16 protein-coding genes and 2 pseudogenes are annotated in these 22631 nt (G+C 63.9%); 7 read left to right on the top strand and 11 right to left on the bottom strand.

Annotation, left to right across the window (positions count from 1 at the left end; all coding sequences use genetic code 11):
• Position 1: 1 nt before the first annotated feature.
• Complete coding sequence (locus KA712_07930) at positions 2-1594, top strand: hypothetical protein (protein ID MCG5052873.1); 1593 nt, start codon at positions 2-4, stop codon at positions 1592-1594.
• A gap of 15 nt (positions 1595-1609) precedes the next feature.
• On the opposite strand, the gene KA712_07925 is transcribed toward KA712_07930, so the two are convergent.
• The 4 genes and pseudogenes from KA712_07925 to KA712_07910 all read right to left on the bottom strand — a co-directional run bounded on the left by KA712_07925 (position 1610) and on the right by KA712_07910 (position 6325).
• Positions 1610-1816, bottom strand: coding sequence for a hypothetical protein (locus KA712_07925; protein MCG5052872.1), 207 nt, complete (start codon positions 1814-1816; stop codon positions 1610-1612).
• Between the two features lie 154 nt (positions 1817-1970).
• Complete coding sequence (locus tag KA712_07920) at positions 1971-4115, bottom strand: hypothetical protein (protein MCG5052871.1); 2145 nt, start codon at positions 4113-4115, stop codon at positions 1971-1973.
• A 17-nt stretch (positions 4116-4132) separates the two neighbouring features.
• Entirely contained in the window at positions 4133-5707 is a 1575-nt protein-coding gene (locus KA712_07915) for a DUF2330 domain-containing protein (GenBank protein MCG5052870.1), read from the bottom strand.
• A gap of 408 nt (positions 5708-6115) precedes the next feature.
• A pseudogene (locus KA712_07910) lies at positions 6116-6325 on the bottom strand (biotin synthase).
• A gap of 216 nt (positions 6326-6541) precedes the next feature.
• On the opposite strand from KA712_07910, the gene KA712_07905 reads away from it, so the two are divergent.
• Entirely contained in the window at positions 6542-7684 is a 1143-nt protein-coding gene (locus tag KA712_07905) for a hypothetical protein (protein MCG5052869.1), read from the top strand.
• 225 nt (positions 7685-7909) lie between these two features.
• Here the strand turns inward: KA712_07905 and KA712_07900 are convergent, their stop codons facing one another.
• Both KA712_07900 and KA712_07895 read right to left on the bottom strand, forming a co-directional pair.
• Positions 7910-8317: a hypothetical protein gene (locus KA712_07900; protein ID MCG5052868.1), complete on the bottom strand. Its 408-nt coding sequence runs from the start codon at positions 8315-8317 to the stop codon at positions 7910-7912.
• A 78-nt stretch (positions 8318-8395) separates the two neighbouring features.
• Positions 8396-8809, bottom strand: a complete 414-nt coding sequence (locus KA712_07895) for a hypothetical protein (GenBank protein ID MCG5052867.1) — start codon at positions 8807-8809, stop codon at positions 8396-8398.
• Between the two features lie 277 nt (positions 8810-9086).
• Here KA712_07895 and KA712_07890 point away from each other — a divergent pair, with 277 nt between their 5' ends.
• Positions 9087-10424 carry a diiron oxygenase gene (locus KA712_07890; protein ID MCG5052866.1) on the top strand — a complete coding sequence of 446 codons (1338 nt, stop codon included), beginning with the start codon at positions 9087-9089 and terminating at the stop codon, positions 10422-10424.
• Positions 10425-10801: 377 nt separating this feature from the next.
• Here KA712_07890 and KA712_07885 read toward each other — a convergent pair whose 3' ends face one another.
• Entirely contained in the window at positions 10802-11746 is a 945-nt protein-coding gene (locus KA712_07885) for a zinc-dependent alcohol dehydrogenase family protein (protein MCG5052865.1), read from the bottom strand.
• Between the two features lie 126 nt (positions 11747-11872).
• Here KA712_07885 and KA712_07880 point away from each other — a divergent pair, with 126 nt between their 5' ends.
• The gene (locus tag KA712_07880; GenBank protein MCG5052864.1) at positions 11873-12193 is read left to right on the top strand and encodes a hypothetical protein; all 321 of its coding nucleotides are present in this window, start codon (positions 11873-11875) and stop codon (positions 12191-12193) included.
• Positions 12194-12236: 43 nt separating this feature from the next.
• Here the strand turns inward: KA712_07880 and KA712_07875 are convergent, their stop codons facing one another.
• Positions 12237-12455 carry a hypothetical protein gene (locus KA712_07875; protein MCG5052863.1) on the bottom strand — a complete coding sequence of 73 codons (219 nt, stop codon included), beginning with the start codon at positions 12453-12455 and terminating at the stop codon, positions 12237-12239.
• 389 nt (positions 12456-12844) lie between these two features.
• On the opposite strand from KA712_07875, the gene KA712_07870 reads away from it, so the two are divergent.
• Together KA712_07870 and KA712_07865 are read left to right on the top strand one after the other, a co-directional pair.
• Entirely contained in the window at positions 12845-17134 is a 4290-nt protein-coding gene (locus KA712_07870; GenBank protein MCG5052862.1) for a PKD domain-containing protein, read from the top strand.
• A 284-nt stretch (positions 17135-17418) separates the two neighbouring features.
• Positions 17419-18117, top strand: a pseudogene (locus tag KA712_07865) (ISAzo13 family transposase).
• Here KA712_07865 and KA712_07860 read toward each other — a convergent pair.
• Positions 18101-18664, bottom strand: a complete 564-nt coding sequence (locus KA712_07860) for a hypothetical protein (GenBank protein ID MCG5052861.1) — start codon at positions 18662-18664, stop codon at positions 18101-18103. The pseudogene KA712_07865 and the gene KA712_07860 overlap by 17 nt on opposite strands.
• 309 nt (positions 18665-18973) lie before the next feature.
• The gene (locus KA712_07855; GenBank protein MCG5052860.1) at positions 18974-20434 is read right to left on the bottom strand and encodes an FAD-dependent oxidoreductase; all 1461 of its coding nucleotides are present in this window, start codon (positions 20432-20434) and stop codon (positions 18974-18976) included.
• A gap of 96 nt (positions 20435-20530) precedes the next feature.
• Here KA712_07855 and KA712_07850 point away from each other — a divergent pair, with 96 nt between their 5' ends.
• Positions 20531-21169 carry a TetR/AcrR family transcriptional regulator gene (locus tag KA712_07850; protein MCG5052859.1) on the top strand — a complete coding sequence of 213 codons (639 nt, stop codon included), beginning with the start codon at positions 20531-20533 and terminating at the stop codon, positions 21167-21169.
• Positions 21170-21237: 68 nt separating this feature from the next.
• Here the strand turns inward: KA712_07850 and KA712_07845 are convergent, their stop codons facing one another.
• A complete protein-coding gene (locus KA712_07845) occupies positions 21238-22521 on the bottom strand; it encodes an IS4 family transposase (protein ID MCG5052858.1) in 1284 nt (427 codons plus the stop codon).
• Between the last annotated feature and the right edge of the window lie 110 nt (positions 22522-22631).

Here is a 22631-nt window from a genome sequence, read left to right as displayed (position 1 = left end):
CATGAGCCTTGACGCATACGTCGCCCGACAGATTTGGCGCTCGATGACATCTTTGGGTCTGTGCTGCCTCGGCAAGGTGCCTCGAGGGCCGTTTCTATGCGCGCTGTGGCTGACCGCTTCCGTGGTTCTGTCGACGTCTTCTGCACAGGCCGCCGGTAAGGCCACGGTTTATCCACCGCCTGCAGGCCTCCTGCCTTCGGCAGAGTACAGCGTAAGAGTCGATGGAAAGCCGGTCTTCGTCTACGACAATCCATCAGCCGCGATCGTCAGCTTTGACATTTCGGGTGAGGTCGATGTCGAAATTCAACCAAAACGCGATGTCAAATGGGTCGACATTCGGCCTCGGCAAAGGGGCGTGCGGGGGCGCATCGAGGATGGACGCATCGAATTCTCCCTCTCGCGACCAGCCAAGCTAAGCGTGGAACTCAACGGCGAGTTCAAAAGCGGTCCGCGCAAACCACTCTTTGTGTTTGCAAACGCCACTGAATCCAATCCTCTCGAGGGGCCGTCTCCCGGTGTGCACTATTTCGGTCCCGGGAAGGTCCATGACATGGGCGTTCTGCAGGTCCAAAGCGGCGAGACGGTCTACATTGCCGGTGGTGCCGTCGTGAAGGGCGCGATTCGCGGAGTCAACGTCAAGGACGTTACGGTACGCGGTCACGGCATCATCGATGCGAGCCAGCACCCTGAGCCTGCTGACGGAGAGTTCTTCCGGTTCATCGACTTTCGCGACAGCCAAAACATCACGGTCGAAGGGGTCACTCTCTCGAACGCCACGTCCTGGCAAGTCATCCCGGACAACGTCGATGGCTTTCACGTCCGAAATGTCAAGATCGTCAGCAACAACCCCACGGATGATGGCATTGATATCGTGCGGAGCCGGCGTGTGCTCATCGAGGATGTTTTTGTGCACACAAAAGATGACTGCATCGCCATCAAAGCCTTCGGTCCAGGTGCGGGTGGACCCGAGGACCCAGGCGTCGACGATGTCCGCGTGATCGACTCGGTTTTCTGGAACACGGATTGGGGCAATGCCTTGGAGATAGGCTTCGAGCTGAGGTCACCTTTCGTACAAAACATAACGTTTCACAACAACGACATAATTCGTGTCGAACGTGGCGCTGTGTTTGCCATACACAATGCCGATGTGGCCACGGTCAGGAACGTCCTTGTCGATCGACTCAGGATCGAAGACGCGCGACATAAGCTATTCGACCTCGCGATCGTGCTCAGCAAGTACAGCGTTGATGCTCCGAAGGACCCACAAGAGAGTGAGCGACGGTATCTGCATGGCGCTTGGGATGGCGTGCTCACACTCAACCCTGTGCAGCGCCAGGCCCATGCGTCGGCGCGAGGCCAGATCCGTGACATCACCTTGCGCAATGTCGAGGTCACCGACGGGCTGTTCCCCTTTTCCCTGTTTCACGGCTACGATGAGCAGCATCAGATTCGCAACGTCAGCGTCGAGAACCTCCGCGTCCACGGCGCCGTCGTGCGGGGCTTGGAAAACGCCCGCTTTCGCTTGCATGAAGCCGAGGGAATCAGGGTCGTTTCACACACGAAGCCAAGTGGTCGCCACGGGCGGCCGCGATAGCGCCTCGAGGAGAGGCTACATCGGCATTGGGATGCCCTCGGATTCGGTAAAGGAAAAGACGTAAGGGACGCCGGTCTGCCAGTTGTCTCCGGGCTTCCCTTGGTCCACGGACAAGCTGATTCGGCGGCCCGATAAACCGTTCGGAAGGGACTTCGTTTCCCCCGTGGCGACCACCACGGCGAAGAACGCATCGTACCAGCCAAGGGCCGTCGCGGGAACCACCGCGCACGCCGACGCGTGCGGCGGAGGCTGAGACGCCTGCGACGTTGAACGAAACCCCCTCACGATCGGTTAGGTACGCTCGTGCGAGCGGATCGGCTCGCGCAAAATGAAAAAAAATGCGGGAGCTGGTCCCGGGGGGAAGCCACGGCGTCTCTCATCGAGAAGCGGAACTGACCCTCGTATTCTGCGGCGGCGGGTAACTCCCAAGCCAGCGGACCGCGAGCGGAGTTCGTTCCACGCGACAGACGGGATCGTTCTGCGCGCAGCGGTCGCGCACATGCGGGGCCTCGACATCCCGTTCGTAGGTCTGCAAAGCGCGCGATGCCTGAGACACCCATTCCTGGGGCGCCGCCAGCTTGCGGTAAGCCAGGAGCTGGTTGCGCAGCAAGAGGGCGTCTCGCCCTTCGAGCGCCAGCCCCCGTTGGGCCGCAAGCAAGGAATCCCTGGGGCGGCCGATGCTGCCAAGGGCCGTTGCCAAGTGGCGCCAGCTCCGATCGTCGTCCTGTTGCGCGGCGGCGGTCTCGAAGGCCAAAGCGGCCTCGGCGAAGCGCCACGCGGCCAGGTGAGCCTCGCCGGCCCCGTAGGAAAGCGAAGGGGCGTCAGGCACGAGGCGGCCGGCCTCGGCCAAGAGCTTGAGGGCCTCGTCGCGGCGTGACTGCAGCGCCGCCACTTCGGCCAACCCCTCGAGCGCCATCGCGCGCAGCCGGGCGGGGCCACCGTCGCCCAGCGCCAAGAGGGCCTGCCCGAAGGCCAAGCGAGCCTCGTCCAGATCCTCTTGCCGCGCATGCAGCAGCCCCAGGCCATACCGGTAGGCCCGGCGCCATGCCCCCACGCCGAGCGCAGGCGCCGGCCCCTGGCTTTCGAGGGCCACGCGGGCGCTGGCCACGTCGATGAGGGGTTGAGGTGCACAACCATCCAGCGACAACCCCTTGAGCTGCCGGAGCCGCCGGGCGTAGGCCTGCCCGGTGTCCGAGCGAAACACCTGGCAGCCCGCCTCGAAGCTGCTCGAGGTCAGCCGCCTGTGGCGCAGCCGAACCGCCACGGTGAAGGGCCCGTGCGCCGCTGGGGGCAGCGACACGGCGTAACGGACCACGGCGGCATCCCGGGGCGCGATGGTGTGATCGTAAACGGGCGTGCGAAAGTGGGCCACCTCGTGCTCGGCCTGGGCCACGCCGGCCTCGTTGGCCACGCGGGTGTGTAAAACGTAGGCGTAGGGCTCACGGCCTGTCGTCTCGTGCGCCACCCCGGACGCGGCCAGCACCCGGCCCGCGGCGTCCTCGAGCTTCACCTCGAGCCACGTGTCGCGGAGATCTTTCGCCCCGCCGGGAAAGTTGTGCCCCACGCGTTCGTTGAAGATCACCACGTCGAACGCGAGCGCCGCGCCGGCGGGTGGCGTTACCCCCTTGGGAAGCGCAGGCAGCGGAAACACGTCCACGCTGGCAGCCCCCTCGAGCATGGCGCGGGTGGCGGCAAGTTGCCCAGGGCTGTGGATCATCCCGGCCAACGTCGTGTGCCCTCCCGCAAAGCGATGCGAGCGGTGCCCTGCCACCATGGGCATGTGGCAATCGGTGCATCCCTTCCGCTCCCCGCCCTCCTCGTCCATGCGCCTCGTCTGGTTGCCGGCATAAACCGATCGGCGCCACGGGCCCCACTCGTCCAAACCGAGCAGCGCCACGGCGTGGCCCATCGCCGGGGTCAGCGCCCCGCGGTGACAGCTGATGCAGAGCGTGTTCGTGCGCAAGGTGGTGTTCGCCACCCGCGCGAGATGGGCGTCGAGCGAGGCCGGATCCCCCTTTGGCAGAGGAATTTCGGAGGTCGTGAGCGTGTACGCCCCGTTGCCTGCGGGTCGGGCGGCCACCGCGCCGTGGCAAACGGCGCAGCCGATGCCCACGTGCGCGCCCGGCTGCGTGGGGTCGGTGGCAAGCTTCGCCCCGGGATCGAAGAGCAAGGCAGGATCGTGGCACCCGGCACAAAAGCGCGTTTTCTCTTCACCTCGGGCCTGCACGAAGTCGCTGAAGCTTCGCTGGTAGAGCGGGTTCGTGAGCGAAGCGAGTGAATGCGCACTTTCTTTCCACTCCTGCACGATGGCCGCGTGGCAACGGGCGCAGGAGGCGAAGGTTTGTAGCGTTTCGGGCCGAGCGGGCCCTTCGAGCGCCGCCAGTGAGGGGCTGAAGGCATCGCCCTCCCGGGGGACCTTCGGGGCGGGCAGGCTGGCACCCGGCGCGGGATCCGCGGGCGGTGGTGGCGGGCGCCGCTGACACGCCGCCAGCGCCACCACGATGATGCAGATAGAGCGCATGGAGCCCGCCGTTTCGCTCAGCGCCGCCTACGACGCCACAGCAGCAGGAAGGCCGCCGCGAGCGGCAGCGCCGAGCCCGTCGCCGCGGCGCCGGCCGAGAACGAGCAGCCACTGCCACCGGTCTTCGCAGACGCCTGCGGCATCACGTCTAGCTCGACGATGGGCTCCTTCACCAGGCTGGCCAAAGAGCGCGGGGCCAGCTCACTCGCGGCCGCCACGTCGGAGCTGCGGCCCGAGCTGTTGGGGCTGAGGGAAGCCGAAGGAGGCGGCTGCGACTCGTTGGGCGGACCTCCCCACCTGCCGAAGCGGGGGTTGGAGCAGGTCACCGGCCCCTTCCAGCGGTTGCGCATGATGTAGCGCCCCTGGAAGTTGTCGAAACTCGCGGGTGACGGTGCTGCGCCCGTTTCGAGCTTGTCGTCCTCCTGGTAGGCCTCTCGCCCGCCCACGATGGCCGGCGCTTTTTTGAACACCAGATCCTCGGAGGGTCCGGTCTTTCCGTAGCGCGCGTGCAAGCGGGTGAGCGTCCACCCCCCGCCCCAGCCACCGAAGTCCTCGAGATTGCCGAGCACGTCGGCGCCGAGGGTGGCGTAATCGTCTCCCTCGAGCGTGGGACCAGGGCAAGGATCGCAGGTGGCAGCGTCCCAGGCGTACTCCGTCACGACGGCATTCGGGGTCTTGGCCAGCGTGGCCTCGAAGAGCTTCGTGAAGAAGGTCGGGAAATCCTTGCGAACATCTTGCGAGACCTCGATGTTGGTGGGGATGGTCACGTTCGGGTAGTTAGCCACCTCGAAGCGCCCCTCACGCGACAGGATGTATACGATCAAATCCTGCGCCCCGGACGAGTTGACCATGCCCATGCGCACGGGCAGCGAAAAGCTGTCGCTGGTGTAATCGAAGCGAAGCGGCGACAGCACGGCGCGCCCCTCTTTGAAGGTCACCTTCTTTGGGTCGACCTTGGCCACGAAGAAGTACTGCCCCTGCTGGATGTACTGGCTGAAGATCGGGGCCGCCCCCGTCGGGATGTTGTACTTGTTGGTGGTGAGCCAGCTTTCGAGGGCCGTGGCCTCGGTGGCGCTGAGGACCACGATCTGGTACTCGCCCACCTCGAACTGGGCTTCCACCTTGACCTTCGGCGGATCGGACCCGTCCGTGGAGGGGCTTCCGGCTGCTTCCGGAGCGACTCTCCCAGGGCCCGCCCCGTCGTCTTCATCCCCGTACTCTTGGCAGGGGTCCTGCTCCCAGTACTCCACCAGGCGCGGGGCGCTGAGGGTGTCTATCTTGGCAAAGAGCGAAGCCGGCAAGGTCTTCACGTTTGCCTCTTGCAGCACCACGGGCACGGGCACCACCATGGCAAAGTCGGTGGGAGGGCCCTGGTAGTTGTTCTGCATCGAGAGGATCGTCTTGGTCCCGTCGCGCATCAGCACCACCTGGGTGGCGTCGTTGAACAGGTTGGCGGTGCCGCCCGAGACGTAAAAGCCGCAAAATGCATGGGCTGCACCGGGGGCCCCGCTGGCGGCCAGAAGGCCCGCCGCCAGGGCGGTGCGTATCCATCTCGAGGGCGTGGGACGAATCGTGGGAGGTGAAGCTGTCATGGGTCCTTCGCTTTCTTGCAAACCGGAATCTCACGGCACGCCCGACCGGGCGCCGGAGGCGGGCCTTTCCGTTGACCGCTTTGCAAGCAACGCGCCACGTCTGCAAGTTCTCACACGAGGCCCCGTTTGCCACCACCAGGCTCGCTGGAGCGGGACGAAGTCGGGGCATCCCCTTCTGCCCCCCTCAGAAATCCGCGGTCCCGCGCCGGATATTCGCGTTCTTTCGGGGGCGCCCCTTGCCGCCCACGCCTTCCTTGGCGCCTCCCGCCGACGTAAGCGCAGCCACCGGTGAGGCCTTCGCCGCGATGAATGCGAGGCTGCCGCGCCGAAAGGTGTGTGATATGCGCGCAGTCGTCGGATGCCGCTTGGCACGGCGCAAGCCCCCCGGTGCGCGCCTTCATTTCAGGCGAAGAGCCCTTCGATGTAGTTCCTCCGGTAAAACTCGAGCGTGAGATCGACGACCTCGCGGGGGGTGAACGTGGCCCGCGGGGTGTCGCTCGAAGCACGGTTCACGCAAAACTGGCAATCGTAAACGCTGACGTTCGAGAGCAAGAGCTTGAGCAGCGAGACACACCGCCCGTCGGGCGTATAGCTGTGACAGATCCCCATGCCTTTCGTGTGCCGCATTCACGTCTGAACGTTTGTATAGTTCCCGGCATCCGCGCCACGACCGAGATCGACTCATTGCAACAGTCGCAGCTGACTGTCCCGGGGTATTTCTCTTGCAAATCCACTCGGCGACGGATAACCGTTGGCCTGATCGTTCGTCAGTGTGAGGACGTCGAGCGGCGCTGGGGCTGCTTCGACCCTTGGGCACGGATTCGGAGTTTTTCCATGTCTTCAGTGGGTGAGAGTCGATGGTCGCAGTGTCCCTGGGCGCCGCTTCGCACGCTGGTCCTCGCGATGGCGTTGTCTGCCGTCGTGGCCTGCGGGGCTTCGGGAGGAGGCACAACGTCCGGCGAGGACGAGGCTCCGGAGGAAGAGAGGCCCGCAGACGCCGCGCCTGCGTTCGGCGTGGAGTTCGTCGACGCGCTGGCAGACGGGAGCCGCAACGAAACGGCCTGCGTGCAACAAACGGCAACGGCCGTCGCCAAACCGGGCGCCGTGGATCTCGTCTTCGTCATCGACAACTCGACATCGATGCTGGGCGAAATCGCCGAGGTCGTCAGGCAGCTGAACAGGCAGCTCTATCCCGTACTCGAGGCTGCGGGCACTGACTTCAATGTCCAAATCCTCACGGGTTACGGCGAGAGGAGACGGGTCCGGGTCTGCGTGAGTGAACCCCTTGGCGGGGGCACGGACGCCGATGAAGATGGGTTCTGCGACCAGGTGGGAACCGAGCCCACGCAAACACCCCTGCTGTTTCACAAGGACGTGCTCATCGGAAGCAACAACGGCCTGTGCCTCCTGCTCTCTCAGCTGGCCACCGGGGGCCTTGCCGACAGGCTCCGCCCGAACGCCATCAAGAACATTGCCATCGTCACGGACGACAACCCCAACTGTTCCTTGCCGGCGACCACCCCCGGGGGCGCCGTCGCGTTGGACCAGCGGCTGGCACCGAGATCGTTGGCACGCCGCTTCGAGGCTGCGCTTCAGTCAATCGCTCCCAACTTGTTCGGAGCCAGTGAGGAAACGCGCAACTACGTGTTCTGGTCGTTCGTGGGCCAGGAGTCGAGCGCGGGAGGCCTCGCAGGCGGTGGCGAGCCCATAGGCCCCATGTCACCGGTCTCTGGCCGACGCTGCGAAGGCGCGGTCGCAGCAGGGCAGGCCTACCAAGAGCTGAGCATCGTGACGGGCGGTTACCGCTACCCCACCTGCGGCGCCGAGCCGAACTACGAATCGATGTTCCGCAAAATGGCCGAGAGCTTGAACGAGCAGGCCAAACTGCCCTGCGCCAGTTCCAGATCCCCACCCCGCCCAAAGGCGAAACGCTGGACCGGACCTCGGTCGTGCTCGAGTTCGAGGAGGCCGGGGTGACCCGTACGTTCTTGCCCGTTGCGGGGCTAAACGAGTGTGCCGGTCGCGACGGGATTTATCTCGAAGGCGACTCGGTTCGTCTGTGCCGCGTCAGTCCTGCCAATCCGTGGAGGCCAGCAAGGACGGCAAGCTTCAGACGAAGTGGGGCTGCGAGCTGGTGATCAAGTAGTTCGGGCGGACGTTGTCGACGATTCAAAGCTAGCCTGATCTCGGGCTATCCACAGCCTACTTTTCGGGCTTCGATGCGGCTCTTTTTTGCGGCTGACTTGGCGGCGGCCTTCTTCTTTGCCGGGCGGCCGGTGCGCCCGCGATGCCCAGAGGGGGTGGCAGAGCTTCGAGAAACGCTCGAATGCCTGGCGTGCCCCGAAGCTCGCGGCGATAGAGCGCCCAGACGGAGACCTCCGTAGAGACCCACTGAGACAACACGGCGCGCAGCCGCTTGCTCTGAAGGTCGCGGGCCACCAGCCAGTCCGGCAACAGGGCCACGCCCGCCCCTTCGATGGCTGCTTGGCGAAGAACGGAGGGTGTGGTGCTCACGATGCGTGCACGAACCTCGACGGTGTGCCGCTCGCCCGTGGCGGGCCGCTCGAGAGCCCAGCTGCCCAGGCCTGCCGCTGCGCTCGCCTGAAGCAAGCCGTGGACGGGGCATGCCTCGCGGGCGTCGCCCTCACCACCCCACGACGAAGCCGAAGCGCGAGGTCGGTCGAAGCTTCACAAGGCGTCGAGCAGCACGAGGCCAGCTGCCATGACGGCGAGCGCGTAAGCCAGGTAGCGAAGGCGGTGATGTGGACCACCCCACAAGGCAATCAGGTACGAGACGCCGCTCGAGGCGTTCACTGCCAAAGCCAAAAAATCCTTGCCGTGCCACCACCCAGGCCAAGCCGTGAGCCCCAGGACGATGCGGATGATGAACAACGTGCGCGCCCACCGCTCCCCAAGGCACAAGAACAGGAGCAACCCGGCATCGATCGCCAGCGTGAGCCAAGCAGGCCAAGCCGTGTCGCGCAGAAGCAACCGCGCGAGCGCCTCCGCCGCGACGTAGATCCCAATGCACATGGCGGCGGTGCGCGCCTGCGCGTCATCGGACGGGCGAACGCCCGAGGCGTCGCGGTGGTCGAGCCACATGCCCGAAACCTTGCGCAAGAGACGTGAGGTTGCAACCGCCAGAGTGGTAGCCTGCCGTGCCATGCGATAGAGCTGCGTCTATTCAGGCTCGCGGCGCCGATACCTGGAGGCGTTCACAACGGCTCTGTCCACCACCCCCCTCATCTCGCGCGCAGGCGGCGTTCGAAAATCTGAGGCTGCCTGGCACCGCTGTCCGGCCCCCGGCGCCCGCGCAGGCCGGAACCGCCCGTCCTGCGGCTGTTGACCCGTGGCACGGAAAATGCGTTAAACCGAGACCATGCCCACGACTTACGAGGTCCCCAAGCTGCCAACCTCCCCCTCTGCCTCCGCCCGGCTTCGCAACGCGCTCAGGGCCGCGCTTCGGGACGCACTGATGGGTGCCGGTGGACTATCGCTCTTTGCCTGCGGCGGTGATGCGCTCCCCTCCGCTGGTTTTCAGCCACGCAGCTGTGAGACGACGGCCGAGGGCCAGGTCTGGAACCCGCTGCCCGGACTCAACGCCACCCCGCCCGCGGATCACTGGCTGTTCGATACGCGTTCGCAGGTTTTCTCCCGCGGGGCGGCTTGTTCCGGCGCCACGACGCCTGCCGCGTGCCAGAGCACGTACGAAGCCCTGCTTCAGCAGGCTCGCGCGAATGGGTGCATGCCCGGCGGCTGCCCGTCCATCGTCATGATGACCCGGGGTGACGAGGCAAAAGCCCTGACGAGCCTCGAAGAGCTTCGCCCCGTGATTGCCCCCATCGATACCGCTGACGAGGCCGCCCTTTTGGTAGGTAGCGCCTGGTTCAACATCGGCTGCACCGTCGCGGCAGGGGGCGTTCGCCCACTCGAAAATGGCAGCTTCGAGGTTCGCGCACAGTCCACGCGAGGAGACTGCGAGGTTGATGACGTGCTCTTGCGCGTGGGCAAAGACGGGACAGTGACCGAGCTTCGTCGCGAGGGGCCGCCCCGGAACAATAACTGCGCCGTGGGCCGCCTGCCCGAAGGCCTGCGTACACCGGCCAGCCCATGCGGACGCACATTGGGAGCGTTCTTCGCCGAGATCGCCGAGCTGGAAGCGGCGTCCATCCCCGCATTCATGCTGCTGGCGCGCGACCTCGAACATTTGGGCGCCCCAGAGGATCTGGTCCACGGGGCCCGCCGGGCTGCACGTGATGAGGTCAAGCACGCAAGAGACACCCAGGACCTGGCGAACAAATACGGAAGCGCAGTTCGCGAGGTCGTCGTAGACGCTTCGGCCCCGAAGACGCGGCTGGCATTGGCTCTGGACAACGCCGTCGAAGGCTGCGTGCGCGAAACGTTCGGCGCGCTCGTGGCCGCCTATCAGGCCACGCGCGCAGCTGATCCCAATGTCGCCGCGCTGATGCAGCAGATCGCGCGCGACGAAGCCTCGCACGCAGAGCTCGCACATGAATTGGACGCATGGCTTTGGCCCCAGCTTTCACCCGAGGAGCGCCACCAGGTGCACACAGCCCGGCTCACGGCCATCGGCGCCTGCGAGGAGGCCCTCCAGGAAAGCCACGACGAAGAGGTGTACGTCGCCGCCGGGTACCCCCGTCCCGAGGTCGCTCTGCAGCTTCACAAGTCTCTGTTCGCCCACCTGAACGCCACCTGAATCGGCAGCGAGAAGGCACTGGCAGGCGCCCGCATACCCAGGCGCGAGATTGGTAGCGTGCGCATCGGCCTGCGGTGTAATGACCCCGCGACGGCAACGAGCCCAGAAGTCCGTCTCTAACCGGAGCGCGCCCAGCCGCTCGAGTTTCACGGGGCCAGCCCGGCGCTCGCGGTTTGTGCGAGCAGCCCTACCTCCGCGAGGCCCGGTTCGCGTTTTCTAGTTGCATGTAGAGCTGTTGTTCAGCTGACAACGGCCACCTACGCAGCGGGCGGGTTCGAGACATGGGGTCGTGTCGCTGCAGGGTTCGCCGTCCTTCGCGGCCACCGCGCAGACGCACACCAGCGTCTGGCGTGGCCTCTCGTGACACGCGCACGCATCTATACCCGAATGACGACTTTACCCTTGATGCCGCCCGCCTCGAGCTTGCGGTGTGCGTCCGCAACGCCGTCCAGGGGGAACACGCTGTCGATGAGCGGCTTAATCTGCCCGCGCGCAATCAAGGTCGACATCGCTTGGATCTTTGCTTCTGTGCGCTCCATGAAGCCAAAGTAAAGCGTGAGGTTTTTGGGTTGCATGCCCGCAAGTGAGCCCTCGACGCTGACAACGCTTGCAAGCTTTCCGTAGGCGCGCACCGCTTTGATTGACCGACTCACCGTGTTGCCTCCCACGGTATCGAACGCGAAATCAACACCGCAGCCATCGGTCAGCCGCAAGGCTTCATCTTCGAACACCGTCTTCTGGTAATCGATCACGTGATGAGCGCCCAGGCTCTTGATGAGCTCTGCATTGGAGGCGCGCCCCGTGGCCAGCACCCGCGCGCCCGCAGCTTTCGCCAACTGCACCGCGAAATGCCCCACCCCACCCGCGCCCGCTTGAATAAGGACCGTATCTCCAGGCTTGGTCTGAAAGAACGAGATCACAGTGTCATAAGCTGTGATCGCCGCCAAAGGCACGGCAGCCGCTTCCTCGAACGTCAACGCAGCCGGCTTGAGTGCGATGATCTCTTCGTCTTCGACATGATACTCAGCGTACGTGCCTTGCCGCCCAAAAATGCGCGCGCTGTAGAAGACTTCATCGCCAGGTTTGAATCGCGAAGCTTGCGCACCCACAGCTTCTACGATACCCGCAGCGTCGTAGCCAAGGATGGCCGGCATTGGCACGCCTGCCCACGATCCATTCTGCCTGATCTTGTAATCAACTGGGTTCACTGAGGCCGCAACAACGCGAATCAGCACCTGCTTTGGCCCCGGCACCGGCTTCGGCATCTCGGCCAGCTCGATGTTTTCAGGACCACCGAAGGATCGAATGATGGAAGCTTTCATGACGAGTACTTTGTACGCAGGGTGAGGCGTTGTCGAGCTGGCGGCCGCCAATCCGGGCGCCCCTCGCAAGGTATCTGACGACCAAGTCGAGGCCAGCCCCCCCCAAGCAGACCAAAGGATCCTCCGATGCCCACTCATCTCCGCGCGCCCGCATCGGAGCACGTCGGCGACCTCACAATGATCGGACCACGTTCATATTTGTTCCGTCTGAGCGCGGCGCTTGTGCTCTTTTCTGTCGGCTGTGAAGACGACGTCCCCGATGCGTTGCCCGATGGGGGCATGGTCACCGCCGACGCGGGGCCCGATGCCATTCCCAATGCCTACTCCGCAGACGGCGTTCAACATGGCGGCTCGCCCTCGAAGGTCGTCAAGAACGTCCTGATCGACAAGTACACTCAACTTTCTGCCGGCGCGAGCGGCAAGCTGACCCAAACCAACTTCACGTAGAAGGCAACGGGGGCACTCAACGTTTGGACTCGGTTTTCAACTTTCAGCTCACGAATGCGCAGCTCCAGCCGTCTGGCGTTCCGGGCAAGCCCACCGAGATCGCCTTCAGCGAATTCGTCGCCCGTCCGGCGCCGGTGGCGTCGCCTTTGCCGTGAGGAGCGCGATTCTGGATCATCACCTCGAGCCTCTCTTCGCGGACGGCCCCTTGAGAATCGAACGGAAAGGCGAAGGAGCGTGTCATCCGCGCCACCGCGGTCTGCATCACGAGGGACGGACGGGACAGCGTGACCGCGGCCGAACTGTCTGGGTTCGCGCATCCTCAGCCTCGCTGCCAGGCCAGACAAAACGGCGCGTCATCAATCCGAGGCACCTGCGGCGAGCCCAGGATGAGGCCCGCACACGGCGGGGCGTCCATCACGTCTTCGGCCGTGGCCCAAGCGTGACCGCGTTCGTGGCGCGCCCATGACGACGTTCGGTGAGAATGTCGCAGGCGAGGCGTGCAGTTTTTCAGAGGAAATCGTGAATTTTTCGGCTCGTGCCGTTACACACGCGGCGTGCACGTAACTTCGCCGATCACGCACGTATTTTGTCTAGACAGCTTGCGACCACCTTCACTAAATGGCTCTCGCGAGTGATCGAATGTACAAAAGAATGACCGAATCCCAAGACCTCATGTCGTCACGAACGGCAAGACAACTCGTTCGGAGCCGAACGACCCACCTTCTTCTGGCGGCGCTCCTCTTCGCGAGTAGCCGGCTGGCCAGCGCCGACTGTGTACGCCCCACCAAGGTGAGCTTGCCCATCTCGGGCCACGTCATGGCCCTCGTCCCGACGAGTGGCAGTGCCGGTCCAACCCACCAGGCGATCGCCAATGGCAACTGGAACAGCGCGGCCACCTGGAACAACGGTGTTCCCGGCGCCAACGCACGCGTGTGGATTCCGGCTGGAAAGACTGTAACCTACGATCGCAACGTGACCACGACACTCGACTGGGTGCGCGTGGACGGCACGCTCGCCTTCCGCACCGACGTGAACACGACCATGCGCCTCGACACGATGGTGGTGATGGAAAGCGGCAGCCTCATCATCGGCACCGAAGCGAGCCCTGTGGCCTCGAGTGTGGCTGCCAAACTTCAGTTTCCTGGGAGCAGCGCGATCGATCTCGCACGAGACCCCATGGCCCTCAGCCGTGGCCTCCTCGCGATGGGTCGGGTGCAAGTGCACGGCACGCCGCGAACCGCTTTCGTGCGCACCCCGGCGAACCGCCAGTTCGCCGTGAGCGAAACGGCCATACCGCTCGCTCAGGCGGTGCCTGCGGATTGGCAGGTGGGCGACGCCGTCATCTTGACCGGCACGTATCTCGATCCGAACGATGCCACGAGCTTTTCCCATGATGACGAGCTCGTCGTCGGCGCCATCGGGACCAACCAAATCACGGCCAGCCAGGGGCTCGCGTACGCTCACACTTACCCCACCGGGTTCGGCCTTTCCCTTTACCTTGCGAACACGACCCGCAACGTCGTCTTCGAGACGGTGGACGGGGCGGGTGTCACTCCCCAGCGGCGCGCTCACGTCATGTTGATGCACAACCTCGACAAGGACCTGCGCTACGCCGCTTTCCGCTTCATGGGCCGAACCGACAAGAGTCGACTGGTCACCGATCCGCAAGGGACCTTTCAGAACAACCCGCCCCTCTATTCCTCGTGTGATGGAAAAGACCGCTTCGCGCCCGCGAGCCTTCAGACGACCCGCATCTCGACCGAAAACGTACGAGGACGTTACGCGGTTCACCTGCATCACGCCGGAGACGAAGACCTCACGGTACCTCCAGCGCGGTTCAAGGGCCTCGCCATTCTGCACAGCCCGGGATGGGGCCTCGTCATTCACAAGAGCTACGCCGAGGTCGATGACAACGTCTCCTACGACGTGACGGGCGGCCACTTCGTCACGGAGGAAGAGACCGAGGTCGCCTCCTTCCGCAACAACATCGCCATCTCGTCACGCGGGTCGGACTACGAAACAGGCCTGCTCGCGTTGCCGAATGAACGCGATTGGCGCAACGACTTCGCGGCACGCGGGGTGGGGTTCTGGTTCGACTCGCCCTACTCCATCCGGGAAGCCACTGGCAACGTGGTCTCGGGTGTGCGTGCGGAAGCCTACTTCGTGTACGGCAACGACGACGCCAACGACGAGTTCGACGAAAAACACGGACTGCTACCGGTGAAGCTGAAGAACATTCTTCCCGCGTACCAGGGAGCCTTCGGCACCACGAACGCAGAGGCCACTTTCACGAGTTCCGAGGTACCGTTTGGCCCGTTTCAGAACAACGTAGGGTTCAACGCCCGAGCTTACGCCATGTTCGCGGGCAACCTCCGCGACGACTCCGGGGTGAAGTACTTCTTTCGAGGCGCGAACACCCTGCACGAGGTGGTCGAGAACGCCAAGGGCTTCAATCTGACCGAGACCGGCGCATCGATTCAGTACGGCGCACGGACAGACTTCAAAAACTGCCTGTTCCTTGGAAAACCACAAGCCCCCATTCCTTTCACCGAAGCCGCTTGGGATGGCGCGGATCCGACTGGATTCGGGATCTATTTCCAGAAGAACGGCCGTGAGTCGAAGATCGACACCTGCCACATCGAGGGCTTCTACGCTGCCGTCATGGTGGCACAGACAGGCCAGCAGGGTTTGCGAGAGGTCGAGGAGACCCCCTTCGGCATGAGCGAGGTCATCGGGGGCACTTTCCGCAACAACACCCACGTTTTTGCGCCGCCGCCCAGCCGATTTCACGACATCGCGTCCGCGGACCGCATCATGTCGCCCCCCTTTCCTACATACTTCGCGCTCAAGGGCAGCCCAACCTTCCCGGCGCAGCCCGGCGGGCAGGCGCCCTCGGCCTCCATCTCCTCCAGCGCCGTTGGCGGCTTGACGGTGCGGCTGAGCGGCAAGGGATCCGTTGACCCTGACTACCAAACTCGACTCGGTAGGCATCCCGACGATGCCCCCTCAGGGGCGAAGCCCACGGGGGCCTATATTTGGGGCACCAAATCCGCCGCCGAGGGCGGATGGGCGGAGGAAAACGACAACACGCTCGCCGCGTTCGTTTGGGACGTCAACAACGACGGGACCATCGAGGGGTTCGGCCGCTACTTCGACCACCGGTTCGCGGCAGCCGGCTCCTACTCGGTCAAGCTGACCGTATACGACGAGGACGGCCGGTCCAGCAGCACCGTCAAGACCATCCAGGTGGTCGACACGGCAGCTGCCAACGTCGTGATGGACGGCACCTTCGACACCAACATGCCCGTGTTCAACCCGACCACCAAGCTGTTCGAGCCGAAGCCCATCATCGGCCAGCGGACCACCTTCACCGACGCCCCTTGGATGTACCTGCCCACCGGCATTCACCCTCGCACCGATCAGTCCTGGACCATTCACAAGAGTGGTCCTTGGGTTCACAACGTCTCCCAGGGCACCCTCGACGCCACGTTCGATGACAAGAACCCGGGCCGCACGGCGGTGCAAAACATCCATGACGGCAAGCTGTCCCGGGGAGCCCACAAGTTCACCTTCGACGCGATCAACACCGGGGGCGACACGCTGCGGGTTCTGATCTACGGCATCGCGGGCAACTACTTCACCTCGGAGACCCGAAACACCAACCCGCCGAAGTCCCTGGATCACGCCAACCCCATATCGACGAAGGTGCTTCTCGACCGCACCGTCACCGACCTGACCTCGTCTTGGCGTCCTTACGAGATGACGCTCGATCTGGAAACCGGGTTCGACAATTTGGTGGTCATGCTGGTCACCGGGGTGACTTCGGGCGGCCTGCAGCGCATCGACAACGTCAAGCTGCTGAGCGCCGGTTCTCCGCCGCCCCCACCTCCTCCGCCGCCCCCGCCTCCTCCGGACTGCGCTTACGTCGAAGCGAACGGGTTGGTGGTGATGGAAGCCGAAAAAGCCATGGCGGCGGGCACCGGCGCTGACGGCTTGGATTGGCGCCTAGACCAAACGGCCATGGCCGGCTTTGCCGGAACCGGGTACGCCGACACGCCGGACGGAACCCGCCTCGGGGCCTTCGACACGGCCGCCGCGCTCTTTTACGACGTGGAGTTCTCGACCGCAGGCACCTATGCGGTGTGGGTCCGCCGCTACGCCGTAGGCGGGGGAGACAACTCGGTATGGGTGGGACTCGACGGGGTCGCATCGACCGCCGGCTTCGACAACAAGAACTCGGGCCTGGGCGCCTGGACCTGGATGAAGCTGGACAACGTCGTGGTGAGCGCTGCGGGCACCCGACGCCTTCACCTGGTGCAGCGCGAAGACGGCTATCGCGTGGACCGCATCCTCCTCACCACGAACCTGAGCGCTTCGACACCCTCGGGCGTGGGGCCCGCGGAGAGCCCGGAGTCTTCCAGTTGTGGCGACGGCGGAACGGGGCGTTTCCAGGAGGACCTGGGTGTGGTCTCGATAGAAGCGGAGAACGGCAGCTTCGATGCGGCGACGCTCTGGCAAACACTGGGCAGCGGGACCAAAGCCGAGGCGGCCTCCGGGGGTGCCTACATCGAGATCGAGCCCACCTACAACGAGGCGGGCACCGTGCCCGCGTCCACGGAACCCGCCCGGATCGTGACCTACCCCTTCACGATCGTCAGCAACCCAGGCACCTACACCTTCTGGCTCCGGGGTGCAGCAGCCTCGAGCGCTGACGATTCCTTCTACTGGCGACTCGACGGCGGGCCCTGGAACCGCGTGAACAACATGCCCATCGGGACCTGGGTCTGGAGCAGCCGGGCGTTTGCCAGCGACCTTGCCGCGGGGGACCACGACCTGGAGATCACCTTCCGGGAAAACGGCGCCGGATTCGACAAGCTGGTCATCCAGCTGACCAGCTTGCCGGGGCCCACGGGGCAGGGCCCCGCCGAAAGCGCCCGCTAAGCCACCGCCAAGCCCATCTGACGTAACCCGACGCCTCCGGAGGCCCTGCCGCTTCCGGGGGCGTGTTCATTTCCCGACCGCAAGGCCTCCCGGACCGCCAGACAAACCGGTATCGTGGAGCACGGTTTCGTCGAGCTGAGCAGCGACTTTCTGCTTCGAGAGCTCATCAAGCTCTTGTCCTCGTCGGCGTAGCAGCAAAAGTCGCTCCACGACGTGGGCCCTTGACCCGAGAGCGCGGCAACCTCAGCCTTTCCTCAACACGTGTTTGGCCCTGATGGTGGTGCATGACCAAGGAACGATCGCGGCGTGAATCCGAGATACGGGATCGCTACGGCAAGATAAAGGGGAGTCTGACAGAGAGAGCTCGGCGGCTATTCGTGGCGAACGAGGCGATCGCTTTTGGCTACGGCGGCATTGTCGCTGCATCTCGTGCGACGGGTATGGCACCGAGCGTGGTGGGGCGCGGGATCGCCGAAGTACGGGCGATCGAAAACGGGACGGCGAGCCATTTGCCGCCAACGCGAAGCCGTCGACCAGGCGCCGGGCGCAAGAAGGCAACCGAGAAGGATCCGAGATTGATTCCGGATCTGAAGAAGCTTGTAGAATCGACGACTCGCGGAGATCCCGAGTCGCCGCTTCTGTGGACAGCTCGTAGCCAGCGCAATCTCGTGGAGGCGCTCAAGAAGCAGGGGTACCAAACGAGCATGAAGATGGTCTCAAGACTGCTCAAGGAGCTCGGCTACAGTCTTCAGGCGAATCGCAAGCGGCTTGAGGGCGCGCAGCATCCAGATCGAAACGCTCAGTTTGAGCACATCAACGAGACACTCCGTCGACAGCTCGAAACGAACGAGCCGGCGATCTATGTGGACACGAAGAAACGAGAGCTTGTCGGACCGTACGTCGACGACGAAAAGAGACGCGCCACACCGTACGGCATCTACGACCTCCAGAAGAACGAGGCGTGGGTCAACCTCGTCGCCACGCTGCGCTTGCGGGATGCAACCGTGTCACGAGCACGAAATCGTCGCAGTAGCGCACCAACCGACCACTCAGTTCCCCATGCTCTACTCGCCTTCGAAAGTTCCGATCCATCAGGTGTAGATACAGGTTCGCGAGCAGCGGCGAGACCACCCCTCCCTGCGGCACGCCGGCCAGTGGCCTTCGTGGCCCCACTCCGTTCCGTTCATCGATCACTGGCGCCGCCAGAAACATTCGGATCAGCGCTAGGATCGAACTGTCCACCACTCGCCTCGCTACCACCTTCATCAGGCGATCGTGAGGTGTCGAGTCGAAGTATCGCTCGATGTCCGCATCAATCACCCAGTACATCCCGTCGGCGATGCTCTCGCCCACCGCCGCGAGTACATGCTGGCGGCTTGGCTTCCCCTGCTGCACGGCCTGCGGCAGCAGCAGAAGGGCGTGCTGCGCTGGGCGGTGGAGGTGGACCCGCTGGCGCTCTAGTTCGCGGCGCTCGAAGTCCTTGAACCCATCGGCGCAGGGCGTGCGGGCTTCCGCGCTGGCCGGACTCACCCTGTCGGCCAGGAGCGGTGTCTCGCCGACGGCTGCTTTGACTCCGCTCCCAATGCAACGCGCCGTGTCAACCAGACCGAAAGCGCGTCATCCCCGGCGTTCGGTCACTCTGGGGTGGGATTCGGATTGTGGACCTGACCACAAGCCTTGTTCTCCTCGGAAGAGGTGCAGGCGCTGGTGCTGGGCTCGCGCTGGCTGGCCGAACGCGGTGAGGGGCCGCTCGCCGCGGCGGCGCGCGAAGCACTGTCCAAGATCGCCGCTCTGGTGCCAGTAAAGCTGGCACAGGAGCTCGACGCGCGGCACTTCGCGTCAGCCCAAGCCGCGCAGTGCCGCATGGGCGGCACGCTCAGCGGACTGCAGCGCACCTTCCATGAACGAGCGCCATTCGTCTGCGGTCTCAGTGCCAGCGAAGTGAAAACAGTCGCGTGACTGGAACAGGTCGGGAGCCTGCACCCATCCGCCAGGGCCTCGCCGACTTGCATAGCCGCCCAACGACCAAGGGTCATCGTTCCAGTCGACCGACCGTGCGAAGAGCGTTGCCGGCGTCTTCGCAATAGTGTTGCGCAGATCCTCTAGTGCAAGTCCAATGCGCGCAGCTTCCGACCGTGTTGCGGCGAGACGCCGTCCGCTGGGGCCCGTGGAAAACAGGACGAGGATACCGATGCTGTCATCTGCGGGCGAGGCATCGACCATCGCGTTGAAGAGGCCACCTGCACCGCCGGCACGGCCCGACAGGCCGAGTTCGCGCCACCAAGGCGTGGCAAACACAAGCAAGGTCTTGATCACCGCACCCAGCCGGTACTCAGAGAGCACCTTCTGCTGTGCCGCTGAGAACCACGGCGTGAGCCGCATGCGACCGTAAAGCTGCGGCGGCACTGCAACGACGACTTGGCGCGCAGCGAACGAGCCTTGCGGCGTCTCAAGCACCATGCGGTCGGATTTCCTTTCCAGCCCCACGACAGGAGCGTTGAGGGCAATGGACGGCCCCAAACCAGCAGCAAGGTGCTGGATGAGAGGGCCGGTGCCTTCGGCCAAGAACCACTGCGCAGACGCTTGCTCGCCAGCAAAGCCGCCGATCGACGCAAGCTGATCCAGCATCTCCAGGGCAGAAATCTCATCGCCCGCTATGCAGGACTCGCTTTCCAGGTAACCCAACAAGAACGCGTTGGTGGCGCGGGTGAACGTTTGGTCAGCAACGAATGCAGCCGCGGTGATGGCGTCAAGACGGGTGCGCGCTGCCGGATCGGTCACTGCCCGGCGGCCCAGGCGTTGGGTCGCCTGGTAGGCATCCATTTGGCTGAGTACCGACAACGGGAGCTTCCCATCATCCATCCGCAGTGGTTTTCCGCCTCCAGCATTTGCCCGGTAGAGACTGTCCCCGTCCTGATGGGGCTTCACCCGCGTGAGCCCCACTTCGTCGACCAAAGCGGATATCCGGTGTTGGGCGTCTCCGATGAACTGCGCGCCAAGGTCGATAGCGCCACCCCTCTCCAAGGGCTGCGTATGGATGCGCCCACCCAGGCGGTCGCGAGCCTCGAGAACGACCACCGACGCGCCCTCCCGCTTCAGTCGGCGCGCAGCTGCAAGTCCGGCGATGCCGCCCCCTATCACGACGACGTCGGGGCGCTTTGAGGCTGCCAAAACGCCTCTGGCAGGCGTGTCTGCAGCTTCGATTGCGCCTGCTGAGGCGACGTTCATGCCGGCGCCTGCCGCAATGCTTGCAGTTGCGCTGGCAAGGGCCGATCGGCGGCTGATCTTGGAGGGGTCCATCTCGTTCTCTCCGTTGACTTGTCAGTTGACAGGCTATCCCTTGCGTCCCCACTTGTCAAGTGACAGGTGCGATGTCATGATGGCAGCGGAAGAGCGATGACGAAGCAACAGCACACAACCTCAGCGGCGCCGGCTTTGGCCGGAGATACCGCACGATTGGCCTTGCAATGCCTCGATGACCTTGCCCGTCAGAAGGGGCTTGACGACGTGTCGATGCGCGACGTTGCCCGGGCCTTGAGTGTCTCGCTGGCGGCCCTGCAGTACCACTACCCGAGCAAGGCGGCGCTCTTCGACGCCTTCGTGCAGCACAGCGTCGACACGTACCAGAAGCGCATCGCAAGGATTGCCAGCGAAAACGAGCCTCCGACGCGCTTCGTCAACATGCTCGACTTCGTGGCGCGCGAGACGCTGGCGGTTGCTCAAGGGGGCGTGCTGGCCATGATCGAGGCACGCGCCCATCACGATGAGGCATCTCATCAGGCGCTGAAGCGCTTCATGCGCTCTTACCTTGAAGCCATGGGGAGCATCGTCGCAGCGGAGTTTCCGGATCTTCCGCCTGACGAAGTATTGCTTTGTGCCACCCTCGTCTGCTCGCAGTTCGAGGGGCTTGCAAGTACCTACGAAGCGGCTTGCGAGATCGGTGCCAGCCCCCAAAAACTACTTGAAGCTTCGGTGGAGACCGCTGTTTCGATCGTGGCCCAGCGTGCAGCCAGCCGCCTGAACACGCGGGGCTAGTTGGTGTCTAGACCCAGAGCCCCAGCGCGCCCGGGTGACCTCGTCTGTCTAGACCCAATGCTGTTCACTTAAGCACCACCCCTTTGGATGGTGCGACCGAAGGGACGTTTGCACTCCCTCGGATAGTGCCTGTCTTGTTGTGGGGCGTACGCGAACATTCGAAGGGCGGCGATGTCATCGTCCATCTGTTCATGGATGGATTTTCCTGAAAGCATCGCAGAGAGCAGATCACCGGCCGCTCGTAGGCAGTCTGCGCGAACGACGCGTCGGCCATCAAGGGTACGCTCCGCTTCTGCTTGAAGGAACGATGCCAGGGCTATCCAGATCATCGCGGAAATGAGTTCCTGTTCACATCCTTGGACGCTCTTGCTGTGGAAGTCCTCGGTCTGCATGAAGCTCTTCATTTCCTTGAAGAGAGATTCGATTCCCCATCGAGAGGCGTAGAGCTTGATGATGTCTTTGCGATCGAATCCGTCCTTTCCGCTCAAGGTGGACACGATGACCATCCTTTCGTTCTTCGTGCCTTTCCTCGGGCGGCCTGGCTTTGCGTCGCGCTCGACGACGCGCACCTGAAGCTCAATGTTCCCTCTCGCCCCCGGAAGCGTCAGTGTCACTTTCGCGGTCTTCTTGTTTGAAGACAAGAATGGCTTGAGCTCTTTCCACGCCGTCGCCTTCGATGCGCTCATTCTCGCAATGATGTCAACGCCATGTTCAATCAAGGCTGAGAACAGGTGGCGACTCGGAAACCCTCTGTCCATGACGGCCACGTCGCCTGCCTTGAACGGCAATCGGTGAACCAGCTTCTGCATGGACGTCCTCTCGCCGATGCCTTTTCCGGTCAGGGACCAATCCAACGGAAGACGGCGAAACACATCCGCAGCCATCACCACCAACCCTTGTGGATTGTGCACCGACGTCCCATTCGGCCGCTTCGGCCGCGCCATCTTCCTCGCTGTATCCGCGCTGCGCGGCAACACAACCCGCGTTCCATCGAACGCGATGAATCGACGTTTCCCCCACGGGGTTTTCGGAGTCGGCATGATGGACTCGCACCGCTCGACCAGCTGGTGCAGCAACCCACGGCATGTCTCGATCGAGACCTTCTTTCTTGCTTCACTGATGGACGACAACGTCGGTACCTTCGCCCAATCGAACACCTTGCGCCCGTAGTACGCCACGATCCGCAAGCTCCGTCGATAGCTCATCTTTCGGTCCGGCATCGTCAGGACCATCAGCCACATCAAGACGCTGCGGGCGCTCCATGTCCGTGTCCGGTCGAACTTGTCCGCACAGCCACTGGTCAGTTTGAAGAACGCTCGAAAGTGATCGCCAGGTCCACGAAGCAGGCTCATGAAGGCCGGCGCTCGCAGCCTCGGGCCTTGTCAAGACGAATTGCACAATATTTTCAGATGGTTACGAGGTTTCTTAAGTGAACAGCATTGTGTCTAGACCCAGCTCCCCA

It is taken from the genome of Myxococcales bacterium (genome assembly GCA_022184915.1).
Taxonomy (GTDB): Bacteria; Myxococcota_A; Polyangia; order Fen-1088; family Fen-1088; genus JAGTJU01.
Note: the sequence above shows the minus strand (reverse complement) of the source record. Positions and strands in the feature narration are given on the sequence as shown.

Excerpts from the sequence above, each read along its gene's own strand:
- KA712_07930 (MCG5052873.1), top strand. The coding sequence starts at position 2 with ATGAGCCTTGACGCATACGTCGCCCGACAGATTTGGCGCTCGATGACA.
- KA712_07920 (MCG5052871.1), bottom strand. The coding sequence starts at position 4,115 with ATGCGCTCTATCTGCATCATCGTGGTGGCGCTGGCGGCGTGTCAGCGG.
- KA712_07915 (MCG5052870.1), bottom strand. The coding sequence starts at position 5,707 with ATGACAGCTTCACCTCCCACGATTCGTCCCACGCCCTCGAGATGGATA.
- KA712_07905 (MCG5052869.1), top strand. The coding sequence starts at position 6,542 with ATGTCTTCAGTGGGTGAGAGTCGATGGTCGCAGTGTCCCTGGGCGCCG.
- KA712_07895 (MCG5052867.1), bottom strand. The coding sequence starts at position 8,809 with ATGTGGCTCGACCACCGCGACGCCTCGGGCGTTCGCCCGTCCGATGAC.
- KA712_07890 (MCG5052866.1), top strand. The coding sequence starts at position 9,087 with ATGCCCACGACTTACGAGGTCCCCAAGCTGCCAACCTCCCCCTCTGCC.
- KA712_07885 (MCG5052865.1), bottom strand. The coding sequence starts at position 11,746 with ATGAAAGCTTCCATCATTCGATCCTTCGGTGGTCCTGAAAACATCGAG.
- KA712_07880 (MCG5052864.1), top strand. The coding sequence starts at position 11,873 with ATGCCCACTCATCTCCGCGCGCCCGCATCGGAGCACGTCGGCGACCTC.
- KA712_07875 (MCG5052863.1), bottom strand. The coding sequence starts at position 12,455 with ATGCAGACCGCGGTGGCGCGGATGACACGCTCCTTCGCCTTTCCGTTC.
- KA712_07870 (MCG5052862.1), top strand. The coding sequence starts at position 12,845 with ATGACCGAATCCCAAGACCTCATGTCGTCACGAACGGCAAGACAACTC.
- KA712_07855 (MCG5052860.1), bottom strand. The coding sequence starts at position 20,434 with ATGGACCCCTCCAAGATCAGCCGCCGATCGGCCCTTGCCAGCGCAACT.
- KA712_07850 (MCG5052859.1), top strand. The coding sequence starts at position 20,531 with ATGACGAAGCAACAGCACACAACCTCAGCGGCGCCGGCTTTGGCCGGA.
- KA712_07845 (MCG5052858.1), bottom strand. The coding sequence starts at position 22,521 with ATGAGCCTGCTTCGTGGACCTGGCGATCACTTTCGAGCGTTCTTCAAA.